Source organism: Limimaricola hongkongensis DSM 17492, from assembly GCF_000600975.2.
Classification (GTDB): Bacteria; Pseudomonadota; Alphaproteobacteria; order Rhodobacterales; family Rhodobacteraceae; genus Limimaricola; species Limimaricola hongkongensis.
In genome coordinates, this window is the sequence record NZ_KK088653.1 from 865,381 (window position 1) to 878,899 (window position 13,519).

At 67.5% G+C, this 13,519-nt stretch carries 10 protein-coding genes; 7 read left to right on the forward strand and 3 right to left on the reverse strand.

Features of this window, described 5'->3' with window-relative positions; all coding sequences use genetic code 11:
* Positions 1-61: 61 nt before the first annotated feature.
* Positions 62-1,099 (reverse strand): alanine racemase, encoded by a 1,038-nt coding sequence (gene alr / locus LOKHON_RS14595; protein ID WP_017927423.1) that lies wholly within the window; start codon positions 1,097-1,099, stop codon positions 62-64.
* A gap of 391 nt (positions 1,100-1,490) precedes the next feature.
* Here alr and LOKHON_RS14600 point away from each other — a divergent pair, with 391 nt between their 5' ends.
* From LOKHON_RS14600 to LOKHON_RS14625, 6 genes are all read left to right on the forward strand, one after another.
* Positions 1,491-2,804, forward strand: coding sequence for an ABC transporter substrate-binding protein (locus LOKHON_RS14600; protein WP_017927424.1), 1,314 nt, complete (start codon positions 1,491-1,493; stop codon positions 2,802-2,804).
* A 167-nt stretch (positions 2,805-2,971) separates the two neighbouring features.
* Positions 2,972-3,844 carry a carbohydrate ABC transporter permease gene (locus LOKHON_RS14605; RefSeq protein ID WP_017927425.1) on the forward strand — a complete coding sequence of 291 codons (873 nt, stop codon included), beginning with the start codon at positions 2,972-2,974 and terminating at the stop codon, positions 3,842-3,844.
* An 83-nt stretch (positions 3,845-3,927) separates the two neighbouring features.
* Positions 3,928-4,758 carry a carbohydrate ABC transporter permease gene (locus LOKHON_RS14610; protein WP_017927426.1) on the forward strand — a complete coding sequence of 277 codons (831 nt, stop codon included), beginning with the start codon at positions 3,928-3,930 and terminating at the stop codon, positions 4,756-4,758.
* 11 nt (positions 4,759-4,769) lie between these two features.
* A complete protein-coding gene (locus LOKHON_RS14615) occupies positions 4,770-5,774 on the forward strand; it encodes an ABC transporter ATP-binding protein (RefSeq protein WP_017927427.1) in 1,005 nt (334 codons plus the stop codon).
* The gene (locus tag LOKHON_RS14620; RefSeq protein WP_017927428.1) at positions 5,771-6,544 is read left to right on the forward strand and encodes an L-iditol 2-dehydrogenase; all 774 of its coding nucleotides are present in this window, start codon (positions 5,771-5,773) and stop codon (positions 6,542-6,544) included. The genes LOKHON_RS14615 and LOKHON_RS14620 overlap by 4 nt, the downstream gene beginning before the upstream one ends.
* A 31-nt stretch (positions 6,545-6,575) precedes the next feature.
* Positions 6,576-8,045, forward strand: a complete 1,470-nt coding sequence (locus LOKHON_RS14625; protein ID WP_017927429.1) for a mannitol dehydrogenase family protein — start codon at positions 6,576-6,578, stop codon at positions 8,043-8,045.
* 17 nt (positions 8,046-8,062) lie between these two features.
* Here the strand turns inward: LOKHON_RS14625 and LOKHON_RS14630 are convergent, their stop codons facing one another.
* Together LOKHON_RS14630 and LOKHON_RS14635 are read right to left on the reverse strand one after the other, a co-directional pair.
* Entirely contained in the window at positions 8,063-9,022 is a 960-nt protein-coding gene (locus LOKHON_RS14630) for a sugar-binding transcriptional regulator (RefSeq protein ID WP_017927430.1), read from the reverse strand.
* Complete coding sequence (locus tag LOKHON_RS14635) at positions 9,019-9,711, reverse strand: HAD family hydrolase (protein ID WP_017927431.1); 693 nt, start codon at positions 9,709-9,711, stop codon at positions 9,019-9,021. Before LOKHON_RS14635 ends, LOKHON_RS14630 begins: the two co-directional genes overlap by 4 nt.
* Before the next feature lie 156 nt (positions 9,712-9,867).
* Between LOKHON_RS14635 and LOKHON_RS14640 the strand changes: the two genes are divergently transcribed.
* Positions 9,868-13,458, forward strand: coding sequence for a hydantoinase B/oxoprolinase family protein (locus LOKHON_RS14640; protein ID WP_017927432.1), 3,591 nt, complete (start codon positions 9,868-9,870; stop codon positions 13,456-13,458).
* The last annotated feature ends 61 nt before the right edge of the window (positions 13,459-13,519 follow it).

Consider the following 13,519-nt stretch of genomic DNA (forward strand, 5'->3'; position numbering starts at 1 on the left):
CACCAAGAATTGTGATGCGATTGTCGCCAAACGTGAACCGGACCGGTCCCGCGCCGCAGGATCAGCCCGAAATATCGAGCCGCGCATAGCGCGATCCGAGCGATGTCAGGATCTCGTAGCCGATCGTTCCGGCCGCCTGGGCCAGCGAATCGACGCCCTGATGCGGGCCGACCAGCGTGAGATAGACCGGGTCTTCGCCAAGATCGGTGATGTCGACGGTGAGCAGGTCCATCGAGACCCGGCCCACCAGCGGGCAGGGGGTGTCGCCATGCCACAGCGTCGCGCGGCCCGACATGGCCCGGATCAGACCGTCGGCATAGCCGCCCGAGATCGTGGCGATGCGGCTTGGCCGTTCCGCCTGCCACGAATTGCCATAGCCAACGACCTCGCCCGCGACGAGATCGCGGCATTGCACCACCGGCAGGTCGAGCCGTACCACCGGCTGCGCCGCCTCGAAGGGCAGCCCGCCATAAAGGCCGATGCCGGGGCGGGTCAGGTCGAAATGATAATCGGGGCCAAGCAGGATGCCGCCCGTCGCCGACAGCGAACGCGGCACGCCCAGCCCGTCGGTCATCTGCCGGAAGATATCGAGCTGGTAGGGATTCATCTCGTGATCGGCCTCGTCGGCACAGGCGAGATGGCTGGTCAGCCACAGCGGGTTGTGGTCGAGCGCGATCGCCGCGGCCTCGGCCCAGTCGGACCACTCAAAGCCGAGCCGGTTCATGCCGGTGTCGAGCTGAATGCCGAAAGGGTGGTCGGGCAGGGCTTCGAGATGCCGCGCGAGCTGGTCGATCGAATTCAGCATCGGGATCAGCTCGGCCGCGGCCAGACGGCGCGTGTCGCCCTCCATGTGGCCCGAAAACACGTAGATCTCGGGCACCGGGCCAAGCGCCTTGCGCAGCGCGGCCCCTTCTTCGGCCACCGCCACGAAAAACCGCCGCGCGCCTTCATGGGCGAGCCTGCGCGCCACGCGGCCCGCGCCGAGGCCGTAGCCGTCGGCCTTGACCACCGCGCCGGTTTCGCTGGCGGTCATGGCATCAAGCGCGCGCCAGTTGGCGGCGAGCGCGTCGAGGTCGATGGAAAGGGCGCCTGTGCTCATGGCCCGCCTTGTGACAGGCGGGGGCGCGGCGTCAAGAGGGACGCGATGGCGTGGGGGTGCAACCGGCAGGATCGGGCGCGCGCGGCGAATTTCGGGCCGGGCGGTTCCCTGGACGGCGGCGCATGGGCCATGGGCCGTGACGGTGCCGTTCGGAGCCGCTCAGAGGCATGCTGACCGGCCAATGCCGTCAAACAGGGCCCGGCTCGAAACGTGATCGGTCGAATGCAGCAAGCTGCCTTTCGGATAAGGGCCCGGAAAGAAAAGTTAACAGCGCCTTGATCATGCGCGCGGCGCAATGCCGCCATGCGCCGCTATTGACACGACTCACTTTTCGAATGAGTATTTGCCCATCGGCTAGGCAAATGCCCTGGCAGTGTTTGGGAGGAGAGACATGACCAAGACCACCCGCGCCCTGATGGGGGCGACCGCGTTGTGCGGCATGGCCGCGCTGGCGCAGGCCGAGACGCTCACCATCGCCACCGTGAACAACGGCGACATGATCCGCATGCAGGAGCTGTCTTCGGCCTTCACCGAGATGCACCCGGAGATCGAGCTCGACTGGGTCACGCTGGAAGAGAACGTGCTGCGCCAGCGCGTCACCACCGACATCGCCACCCGCGGCGGCCAGTACGACGTGCTGACCATCGGCACCTACGAGGTGCCGATCTGGGCCAATCAGGGCTGGCTCGTGGCGCTCGACGATCTGCCGGAGGACTACGACGTCGACGACCTGCTGCCTTCGATCCGCGCGGGCCTCTCGGTTGACGGCACGCTCTACGCGGTGCCGTTCTACGGTGAGAGCTCGATGGTGATGTATCGCACCGATCTGGCCGAAGCGGCCGGGATCGAGTTTCCCGAGGCGCCGACCTGGGATTTCATCAAGGAAGCCGCCGCGGCGATGACCGACAAGGAGAACGAGGTCTACGGCGTCTGCATGCGCGGCAAGGCCGGCTGGGGCGAGAACACCGCCTTCATCACCTCGATGGCCAACAGCTACGGTGCGCGCTGGTTCGACGAGAACTGGATGCCGCAATTCGACAGCGAGGCGTGGCAGACCGCCTTCAGCGACTACCTGATGCTGCAGAACGAGTACGGCGCGCCGGGCTCGGCCAATAACGGCTTCAACGAGAACCTCGCGCTGTTCCAGCAGGGCAAGTGCGGCATGTGGATCGACGCCACCGTCGCCGCCTCCTTCGTGACCAACCCCGACGATTCCACCGTCGCCGACAAGGTCGGCTTCGCGCTGGCGCCCGACAATGGTCTGGGCAAGCGCGGCAACTGGCTCTGGGCCTGGTCGCTTGGCATTCCCGCCGGCACCGATGCCGAGGATGCCGCCAAGACCTTCGTGGCCTGGGCGACCTCCAAGGAGTACGCCGAGCTGGTGGCCGAGAACGAAGGCTGGGCCAACGTGCCGCCGGGCACCCGCACCTCGCTCTACGAGAACCCCGCCTATCTCGAAGCGGCCGATTTCGCGGAGATGACGCTGGAAAGCATCAACGCGGCCGACCCGCAGAACCCGACCGTCGATCCGGTGCCCTATACCGGCATCCAGTTCGTCGCGATCCCCGAGTTCCAAGGCATCGGCACCGCGGTCGGCCAGCAATTCGCCGCAGCACTCGCCGGCCAGAAATCGGCCGAAGAGGCGCTTCAGGCCGCGCAGGACCTGACCATGCAGGAGATGAAGGCCGGCGGCTACATCCAGTAAGCCGCGCCTCATGACAGGCGGGGCCGGACCCTCCCGGCCGGCCCCGCCGCCCCGCCGACCATTTCGTCACCGCCACGGGCTGCCGCCCGCCATCCCCTCCGGCCGCTGTCGCGACCGGGCAAAGGGATCGCGCGCCGCCGCCCGTCCCGAGACCCGGAGGACCACCGATGGCCACCCAACATTCCCGATCCGCCGCCCGGATCATGATCTCACCCGCCGTGCTGCTGCTGCTGGCGTGGATGATCGTGCCGCTGGCGCTCACGATCTACTTCTCGCTTCTGCGCTACAACCTGCTGATGCCCGGCACCGAACGTTTCGTGGGCTTTCTCAATTACCGGCTGTTCTACGAAAACCCGGCCTTCTGGACCGCGATGCTGAACACGCTGCTGCTGGTCGGCGGGGTGCTGATCGTCACGGTGGTGGGCGGTATCCTGCTGGCGATCCTGCTCGATCAGCCGATCTGGGGGCAGGGGATCGTGCGCATCCTCGTGATCGCGCCGTTCTTCGTGATGCCCACCGTGTCGGCGCTGGTCTGGAAGAACATGTTCATGAACCCGGTTTCGGGGCTCTTTGCGGAGTTTTCCAAGGCGGTCGGGTTGCAACCCTTCGACTTCCTGACCCACGCGCCGCTGGCCTCGATCATCGGCATCGTGTCGTGGCAATGGCTGCCCTTCGCGACGCTGATCCTGCTCACCGCGATCCAGTCGCTCGACTCTGAGCAGATGGAAGCCGCCGAGATGGACGGGGCCTCGCCGCTGTCGCGCTTTTGGTACATCACCCTGCCGCATCTGAGCCGGGCGATCACCGTGGTGATCCTGATCCAGACGATCTTCCTGCTGTCGGTCTTCGCCGAGATCCTCGTGACCACCAATGGCGGGCCGGGCGTGGCCTCCACCAACCTGACCTATCTCGTCTACGCCCGCAGCTTGCTGAACTTCGACGTGGGCGGCGGCTCGGCAGGCGGCGTGGTCGCCATCATCCTCGCCAACATCGTCGCGATCTTCCTGATGCGGATGATCGGAAAGAACCTCGATGCCTGAGCACATCATCATCGCCGCGCGGGGCCTGACCCCGCGCCAACCCCGCCCTTCGCACAGCACACCGAACAGAGGGAGTGCCTGACATGGCCCGCGCCGTCTCCACCCGCCGCAAGGCCGGCTACACCATCGCCGCCTGGATCATCGGTCTCGCGATCTTCTTCCCGATCCTTTGGACCATCGTCACCAGCTTCAAGACCGAAGCCGAGGCGATTTCCTCGCCGCCCTCGTTCATGTTCTTCCAGTGGACCACCGAGAACTACTCCACCGTCATGGAGCGCTCGAACTACTTCCGGCACTTCTGGAACTCGGTGGTGATCTCGCTGGGCTCGACCGTGCTGGGGCTGATCATCGCGATCCCCGCCGCCTGGTCGATGGCCTTCGTGCCGGCCAAGCACACCAAGAACGTGCTGATGTGGATGCTGTCGACCAAGATGCTGCCCCCCGTCGGCGTGCTGATCCCGATCTACCTGATCTTCCGCGACGTGGGTCTTCTCGACACCAAGACCGGCCTGGTCATCGTGCTGACCCTGATCAACCTGCCGATCATCGTCTGGATGCTCTACACCTACTTCAAGGAAATTCCCGGCGAGATCCTCGAAGCCTCCCGCATGGATGGCGCCAGCCTGCGCGACGAGATCATCTACGTGCTGACGCCGATGGCGGTGCCCGGGATCGCCTCGACGCTGCTTCTCAACGTCATCCTCGCCTGGAACGAGGCGTTCTGGACGCTCAACCTGACGGCGGCCAAGGCCGCACCCCTCACCGCCTTCATCGCCAGCTATTCGAGCCCCGAAGGCCTGTTCTACGCCAAGCTCTCGGCCGCCTCGACCATGGCCATCGCGCCGATCCTCATCCTCGGCTGGTTCAGCCAGAAGCAGCTCGTCCGCGGGCTCACCTTCGGCGCAGTGAAATAAGGAATAGACCAATGGGACGCATCACGCTCGACAAGGTGACCAAGAAATTCGGCGACGTGGAGGTCATCCCGCCGCTCGACCTGACGATCAATGACGGAGAGTTCGTCGTCTTCGTCGGCCCCTCCGGCTGCGGCAAGTCCACGCTTCTGCGGCTGATCGCCGGGCTCGAGGACGTCACCGATGGTGAGATCCGCATCGACGGCAAGCCCGCCACCGACCTGCCGCCCGCCAAGCGCGGCCTCGCCATGGTGTTCCAGAGCTACGCGCTCTACCCGCACATGTCGGTGCGCAAGAACATCGCCTTCCCGATGAAGATGGCGGGCATGCCCGAGGACGAGCAGAAGCGCCGGATCGAGAACGCGGCGCGCGCGCTCAACCTCACCGATTATCTCGACCGCCGCCCCGGCCAGCTGTCGGGCGGCCAGCGCCAGCGGGTCGCGATCGGCCGCGCCATCGTGCGCGAACCGGCGGCCTTCCTGTTCGACGAGCCGCTGTCGAACCTCGACGCGGCGCTGCGCGTCGGCATGCGGATGGAAATCTCCGAGCTGCACAAGAAGCTCGACACCACGATGATCTACGTCACCCACGACCAGGTCGAGGCGATGACCATGGCCGACAAGATCGTCGTGCTGCGCGCGGGCAACATCGAGCAGGTCGGCTCGCCGCTGGAGCTGTATCGCAACCCGCGCAACACCTTCGTCGCGGGTTTCATCGGCTCGCCCAAGATGAACCTGATCGAGGGAGCGGAGGCCAAGAAGCACGACGCCGCCACAATCGGCGTGCGGCCCGAGCATATCGACGTCTCGGCCAGCGAAGGCGCGTGGAAAGGTCGGATCGGCGTGGCCGAGCATCTCGGCTCGGACACCTTCTTTCACGTGCACGACACCGGTCTGGCCGAAACGCTGACCATCCGCGCGGGCGGCGAGGTCGACCTGCATCACGGCGATACCGTGTTTCTCACGCCGCAGGCCGACAAGATCCATCGCTTCGACGGGCAGGGGCTGCGCATCTCATGACCCGGCTGGCTGGAAAATCCGCGCTGATCACCGGCGCCGGTCGCGGCATCGGCAGGGCCTTCGCCGAAGCCTATGTCCGCGAGGGAGCGCAGGTCGCCATCGCCGATATCGATCTCGGGGCGGCGCAGGAGGCCGCCGCCGCGATCGGCGCGGGGGCCTATGCCGTCCGGATCGACGTGACCCGGCAGGGCAGCATCGACGCCGCCATTGCGACGGTGGTCGAGAAGACCGGCAAGATCGACATTCTCGTCAACAACGCAGCCCTGTTCGACGCCGCCGAGACGGTCAACATCACCCGCGAGAGCTATGAGCGGCTCTACGCCGTCAACGTCGCGGGCACGCTGTTCACCATGCAGGCGGCGGCGCGGCAGATGGTCGCCCAAGGTCACGGCGGCAAGATCATCAACATGGCGAGCCAAGCCGGGCGCCGGGGCGAACCTCTCGTGCTGGTCTATTGCTCGACCAAGGCCGCCGTCATTTCGATGACGCAGTCGGCGGGGCTCAACCTCATCAGGCACGGCATCAACGTCAACGCCATCGCGCCCGGCGTCGTCGACGGTGCGCATTGGGAGCATGTCGACAGCATGTTCGCCAAGCTCGAAGGCAAGGCGCCCGGGCAGAAGAAGGCCGAGGTCGCCGCCGGCGTGCCGGCAGGCCGCTTTGCGACACCGGGGGATCTCACCGGCATGGCCGTGTTCCTCGCTTCGCCAGAGGCCGACTACATCGTGTCGCAGACTTACAACGTCGATGGCGGCCAGTGGATGAGCTGATGGCTCATCCCGTATCTACAGGAGGCTGACAATGGCCATTGATCTCAAAGCCGCCGCTCTCGATCTCCTTCCCGAAGGGGTCGAGGGGCCGGGTTACGACCGCGTCGGTCTCTCGGCGGGCATCGTGCATATCGGCGTCGGCAATTTTCACCGAGCCCACATGGCGGTCTATCTCGACCGGCTGTTCGAAACCGGGACGGATCACGACTGGGCCATCTGCGGCGCAGGCGTGCGGCCCGGCGACGCGAAGATGCGCGACGCGCTCGCCGCGCAGGACTGGCTCACAACGGTGGTCGAGCTGGACCCGGCCGGGCTTTCGGCGCGCGTGACCGGCGCGATGATCGATTTCGCCGAGATCGACGCCGCCAGTCTCGTCGCCCGGATGAGCGATCCGGCGATCCGCATCGTCTCGCTCACCGTCACCGAAGGCGGCTGGTTCGTCGATGCCCGCAGCGGCGGGTTCGACGACAGCCACGCCGACATCTGCCACGACGCGCAGGCTCCCGATGCGCCAAGAACCGCCTTCGGGATGATCCTCGCCGCGCTGAAGCGCCGCCGCGACGCGGGCCTCGCGCCCTTCACGGTGATGTCTTGCGACAACCTGCCCGAGAACGGGCACGTGGCGAAACAGACAATCGTCGGGCTGGCGGCGCTGTCGGATGCGGGCTTTGCCGACTGGATCGCGGCCAATGTCGCGTTCCCCAACACCATGGTCGATTGCATCACGCCGGCGACTTCGGACCGGGAACGCGCCATCGTGCGCGACCGCTTCGGGCTGAACGACGCGGTGCCGGTCGCCTGCGAGCCGTTCCGGCAATGGGTGCTCGAGGACAACTTCCCGCAAGGCCGCCCGCGGCTCGAACGGGTCGGGGCCGAATTCGTGACCGATGTCGCACCCTTCGAGCTGATGAAGCTGCGTATTCTCAATGGCGGTCATGCCGCCATCGCCTATGCGTCGGCATTGCTCGGGCATCATTTCGTGCATGACGCCATGGCCGATCCGCGCATCGTGTCCTGGCTCGCCGCGCTCGAGACGCGCGAGATCATCCCGACGCTCGCGCCGATCGACGGCGTCGATTTCGAGGCCTATCGCCGCAAGGTGGCCGAGCGTTTCGCCAATCCCGAGATCGGCGACACCATCCCGCGGCTGTGTTTCGACGGCACGAACCGGCAGCCGAAATTCATCCTGCCGGTGGTCCGCGACGCGCTGGCGGCGGGGCGGCCGGTCGATGGGCTGGCGCTGGAGGTGGCGATGTGGTGCCGCTACTGCGCGGGCACCGACGAGGCAGGGGCCGAGATCGCCCCCAATGACGACAATGCCGACGACCTCAAGCGCCGGGCGATGGCCACGAAGGACGACCCGAAGGCGTTCTTGTCCAACGCGGCGGTGTTCGGTGATCTGGGCGATGATCCGACCTTCGCCGGCGCCTTCGCGCGGCAGATCGGCGCGATCTGGTCCGATGGCGTGGCGGCCACGCTCGACCGCTACGCCAAGGGGTAGCGCCCGAGGCCGGGCGGCTACCGCTTCAGGAGCCGCTCGGCGGTCGCCTCGTCGGTGATCAACCCGTCGATCAGCCGCCCCCTGAGAGCGGCGCGGATCGCGTCCGCCTTGCCGGGCCCGGCGGCGAGCCCCACCACGGGCCCGCCACCGCGCACCGGCAGCGGCGCGGAGGCGACGCGGCGGTTGAACGCATTGTCCAGAACCCGGCCTTCGGCGTCATAGACCCAGCTCGTGATTTCGCCCACCACGCCCTGAGCGATCAGGTCGTCCATCCCTTGCTGGTCGAGAAAGCCATCGAGATGGATCGGTGCGTTCGCCCCGACCTGTCCCACGCCGACCAGCGTGAAATCGGCACGCGCGCAAAGCTCCATCGTGTGACGCACCGGTTCCTGGCTGTGCATCACCCGCAGCTCTTCCTCGTCGCGTGCGCGCACCGGCAACGGGTAGGGGTAGTGCTTGGCGCCGACCCGCTCGGCCATGCGGATGACGGCGTTGTAGGGCGTGGCCGAGCCGTCCGACATCATGTTGCCCAGTCGGCTGACGATGCGATGCTGGGGGCAATCCATGCGCGGAAGCTGTTCGACGCAGGCCCGAAGCGCGCGGCCGGTGCCCAACGCGATGATTTTTTCCTCGGGGCTTTTGAGCAGCTTTTCCAGCTCGGCGGCGGCGGCGATGGCGATGCCGGTCATCAGCTCTGGCGCGGTGGGGTCCGACGGGACCACCTCGGCCACCCGCAGGTTGTAGCGTTCGGCCAAGGCGCCGGACAGGTCCATGCAGCGGGCGATCGGATGGTCGAGCCGCACCTTGACCAGCTTTTCGGACACCGCGAGAGACACCAGCCGCTGCGCCGATTGCCGCGACACGCCGAGCTTCCTGGCGATTTCGTCCTGGGTGTTGCCCGCGACATAGTAAAGCCAGCCCGCGCGGGCGGCATCGTCGAGCCGGGCGGTTTCGGGGGTGAAGCGTGACTGGCTCATGCCACGGCCTCCGGGCGCAGCCGGTCCAGCAGGGCGGGAAATTCGGCCCAGTCCCGCAGCAGCGGCACCGCCGGATCATGGCGCAGCGTGGCCCCCGCGAGGTGACCGCCGCCGATGAAGCGTACCGCGATCATGCCCGCCGCCGCCGCCGCCTCCAGCCCGGGCAGGCTGTCCTCGATCACCAGCGTGCGGGCGGGTTCTGCGCCCATTTCCTTGGCGGCCAGCAGGAACAGATCCGGCGCGGGCTTGCCGCGGGCCACCTGGCTTGCGGTAAAGACATGCCGCAACGCCGGGGCCAGCCCGGCGATGTCAAGAGACCGCGACACTCGCGGCGGCGAGGAGGAGGTGGCCACGCAGACCGGCACGCCGCGTGCCGCGGTCAACGCCAGCGCCGGCGCGATGCCCGGCATCGGTTTCAATTCGGTCTCGAACCGCGCGAGCAGCCGGGTGCGGTAAAGCTGTTCGAAATCGGGGGCGAGATCATGACCCAGATCCTCGCGGATATGCTTTGCCACGGTCGCGAAGCTGCGCCCGAGGAAATTGCGCCGCACATGGTCAAAGCCGATGTCGACGCCGGCCTCGGCCAGAAGCTCGATCAGCACCTCGGCGCTCAGCAATTCGCTGTCGATCAGCACACCGTCGCAATCGAAGATGATCAGGTCCCAGTCATGCGTCATGCCGTTCTCCATGCGGTGTTCTGTCCCGTAGGCCCCTGGCTGGCAGAGTGCCATAGCTGCGGGCATTTGCCCATAGGCTGGGCTTATGCGTGAATCCGCGCGACGGCTTGACCACCGGCGGAGGAATGCGCACCCCTTGGCAAATCGCAACACGAGAGGGCAGGGGCAATGAGCGTTTGGGATTTCTGGGTCGATCGTGGCGGCACCTTTACCGACGTCGTCGGTCGCGATCCAGAGGGCGCCCTGCATCCGTTGAAGCTGTTGTCGGAAAACCCCGAGGCCTATGAGGACGCGGCGATCGAAGGGATCCGCCGGCTTCTGGGCGGTGCGATCGAACCCGCGCGCATCGGCACGGTCAAGATGGGCACCACGGTCGCCACCAATGCGCTTTTGGAGCGCAAGGGCGACCGGACGGCATTGTTGATCACGCGCGGCTTTCGCGACGCGCTCAGGATCGCCTATCAGGGGCGCCCCGACATCTTCGCCAAGGAGATCGCGCTGCCCGAACAGCTCTATGACCGGGTGATCGAGGTAGACGAGCGCATCCGCGCCGATGGCCGGGTCGAGACGCCGCTCGATGCCGACGCGCTGCGCCCCGAGCTGGAGACGCTGCGCGCCGAGGGCATCGACGCGGTGGCCATCGTGCTGATGCATGCGTGGAACGCGCCCGCGCACGAGGCGGCGCTGGCCGAGGCGGTGCGCGGCATGGGCTTCGGGCAGGTATCGGTCAGCCACGAGGTGTCGCCGCTCCTGAAGCTCGTCGGGCGGGGCGACACCACCGTGGTTGATGCCTATCTCTCGCCGATCCTGCGCCGCTACGTGGCGCGGGTCTCCGGTGCGCTGGGCGCCACGCCGCCGGGCGAGCCGGGCCCGACGCTGCAATTCATGATGTCCTCGGGCGGCATGACCGCGGCCGAGGCGTTTCAGGGCAAGGACGCGATCCTGTCGGGCCCGGCGGGCGGCGTGGTCGGCATGGTCGAAACGGCGCGCGCCGCGGGCTGGGACCGGGTGATCGGTTTCGACATGGGCGGCACATCGACGGATGTGGCGCATTGCGCGGGCGAATACGAGCGGGCCTTCGATACCGAGGTGGCGGGCGTGCGCATCCGCGCCCCGATGATGCGCATCCACACGGTCGCGGCGGGCGGCGGGTCGGTGTTGCATGCGGACACCAACCGCTTTCGCGTCGGCCCCGACAGCGCCGGGGCCGATCCGGGACCGCTTTGCTACCGGCGCGGCGGTCCGCTCACGGTGACGGATGCCAATGTCATGCTGGGCAAGCTCGACCCCGATCTCTTTCCGGCGATCTTCGGCCCCGGTCAGGATCAGCCGCTCGACCGCGACGGTGTGCGGGCGGGTTTCGCGGCGGTGGCGGGCGAGCGCAGCCCCGAGGAGGCCGCCGAGGGCTTCGTGCGCATCGCGGTGGAAAACATGGCCAACGCGATCAAGAAAATCTCCGTGCAGCGCGGCCATGACGTGACGCGCTATTTGCTCAATTCCTTCGGGGGCGCGGGTGGGCAGCATGCCTGTCTCGTTGCCGACGCGCTGGGCATGGAGGCGGTGCTGGTCCACCCGCTCTCCGGCCTGCTTTCGGCCTATGGCATCGGCCTTGCCACCGTTTCGGCCAGCCGCCAGCAGGGATTGGTGCAGCCATTGAAAGAGGGCACGCGGCCCGCGCTCGACGCGGTGATCGCCGAGCTGACCGCGCAGGTCGGCGCCGAGCTGGCCGGTCAGGGCGTGTCGGGCGAAAGCTATGCCACGCGGCTGCATTTGCGCTACGAGGGCACGGATACGGCGCTGCAGGTCGCATATGCGGACGACATGGCGGCGGCGCGCGCGGCGTTCGAGGCGGCGCACGAGGCGCAGTTCGGCTTTCTCAGCCCCGAGCGGATGCTGGTGATCGAGGCGGTCGAGGTCGAGGGCACCGAGCCGGCGCATGCGCTGGCCGAGACGGGAGGCATGGCGCCCGAGCGCGGTGTCGCGCAGGCGGAGGAGACCGCGCGCTTCTTCTCGGGCGGCGCATGGCACGAGGCGCGGGTGCATCGCCGCGCCGATATCGCGCCGGGCCACGAGATGCGCGGGCCCGCGCTGATCATCGAGCCGAACCAGACCATCGTGGTCGAGCCGGGCTGGACCGCGCGGCTGACGGGCCGCGACGACATCCTGCTCACCCGCCACGAGGCCGCGCCGCGCGCCCTGGCTGCCGGGACCGAGGCCGACCCGATCCTGCTCGAAGTGTTCAACAACCTGTTCATGAACATCGCCGAGCAGATGGGCGTGGCGCTGCAGAACACCGCCCAGTCGGTCAACATCAAGGAACGGCTCGATTTCTCCTGCGCGGTGTTCGACCGCGACGGGGCGCTGGTCGCCAACGCGCCGCACATGCCGGTGCATCTGGGAAGCATGGACCGTTCGGTCGAGGCGGTGATCCGGCAGAACCCGGTGATCCACCCCGGCGACGTCTTCGCGCTCAACGCGCCGTATAACGGCGGCACGCATCTGCCCGACATCACCGTGGTGTCGCCGGTCTTCGACGATGCGGGCGCAGACATCCTGTTCTGGACCGCCAGCCGCGGTCACCATGCCGATGTCGGCGGCACCGCGCCGGGATCCATGACGCCGCTGGCCACGACCGTGGACGAGGAAGGCGTGCTGATCGACAATTTCCAGCTCGTGGATCGGGGCCGCTTCCGCGAGTCGGCGCTGCAGGAGCTTCTGACCGACCACCCCTATCCTTGCCGCAATCCCGGCCAGAACATCGCGGATCTCAAGGCGCAGGTCGCCGCCAATGCCCGCGGCGCGGCGGAACTGCGGCGCATGGTCTCCGAGTTCGGCCTCGACGTGGTGCGCGCCTATATGGGCCATGTGCAGGACAACGCCGCCGAAGAGGTGGCGCGGCTGATCGGGCGGCTGTCGGATTGCGAATGCGCCTACGAGACCGATACGGGCCAGACGATCCGGGTGCACATCACCGTCGACCGCGCCGCCCGGCGCGCAAAGGTCGATTTCACCGGCACATCTGAGGCGCGCGAGAACAATTTCAACGCGCCCGAGCCGGTGGCCCGCGCCGCCGTGCTCTATGTGTTCAGGGTGATGTGCGAACAACCCATCCCGATGAACGCGGGCTGCCTGCGGCCGATCGAGATCGTGATCCCCGAAGGCTCGATGCTGCGGCCCGCCTATCCGCGCGCCGTGGTGGCGGGCAATGTCGAAACCTCGCAGCACGTGACCAACGCGCTGTTCCAGGCGCTTGGCGCGCTGGCCAATGCGCAGGGGACGATGAACAATCTCACCTTCGGCAATGACGCGCACCAGTATTACGAGACGATCTGTTCGGGCAGCCCGGCGGGGCGGATGAATGACGGGCGCGGCTTTGCCGGGACGGCGGGCGTGCACACCCACATGACCAATTCGCGGCTGACCGACCCGGAGGTGCTGGAAACCCGCTTCCCGGTGCTGCTCGAAGAGTTCGCGCTACGGCCCGGATCGGGCGGGGCGGGCGCGTTCCCCGGCGGTGACGGCACGCGGCGCAGGCTGCGGTTTCTTCAGGAGATGGACCTGTCGATCCTGTCCTCGCACCGGCACCGCCCGCCCGAAGGGCTCGATGGCGGCCGCGCGGGCGAGGTCGGGCGCACCGAGGTGCGGCGGCATGACGGGTCCACCGAAACGCTCGCCGCCTGCGCGCAGACCCGGCTTGGCGCGGGCGAGACGGTGACGGTGATCACGCCGACGCCGGGCGGGGTCGGGCACAAGGAATGAGGAGCGGGCGCGGGCGGTGGCGTCGGGATTTGCGTATTTGGAGAATGGTGAAAGGGCCGGA

What these genes read in the sequence shown, in the direction of transcription:
- alr (WP_017927423.1), bottom strand. Translation starts at nt 1,099, where the DNA reads ATGAGCACAGGCGCCCTTTCCATCGACCTCGACGCGCTCGCCGCCAAC.
- LOKHON_RS14600 (WP_017927424.1), top strand. Translation starts at nt 1,491, where the DNA reads ATGACCAAGACCACCCGCGCCCTGATGGGGGCGACCGCGTTGTGCGGC.
- LOKHON_RS14605 (WP_017927425.1), top strand. Translation starts at nt 2,972, where the DNA reads ATGGCCACCCAACATTCCCGATCCGCCGCCCGGATCATGATCTCACCC.
- LOKHON_RS14610 (WP_017927426.1), top strand. Translation starts at nt 3,928, where the DNA reads ATGGCCCGCGCCGTCTCCACCCGCCGCAAGGCCGGCTACACCATCGCC.
- LOKHON_RS14615 (WP_017927427.1), top strand. Translation starts at nt 4,770, where the DNA reads ATGGGACGCATCACGCTCGACAAGGTGACCAAGAAATTCGGCGACGTG.
- LOKHON_RS14620 (WP_017927428.1), top strand. Translation starts at nt 5,771, where the DNA reads ATGACCCGGCTGGCTGGAAAATCCGCGCTGATCACCGGCGCCGGTCGC.
- LOKHON_RS14625 (WP_017927429.1), top strand. Translation starts at nt 6,576, where the DNA reads ATGGCCATTGATCTCAAAGCCGCCGCTCTCGATCTCCTTCCCGAAGGG.
- LOKHON_RS14630 (WP_017927430.1), bottom strand. Translation starts at nt 9,022, where the DNA reads ATGAGCCAGTCACGCTTCACCCCCGAAACCGCCCGGCTCGACGATGCC.
- LOKHON_RS14635 (WP_017927431.1), bottom strand. Translation starts at nt 9,711, where the DNA reads ATGGAGAACGGCATGACGCATGACTGGGACCTGATCATCTTCGATTGC.
- LOKHON_RS14640 (WP_017927432.1), top strand. Translation starts at nt 9,868, where the DNA reads ATGAGCGTTTGGGATTTCTGGGTCGATCGTGGCGGCACCTTTACCGAC.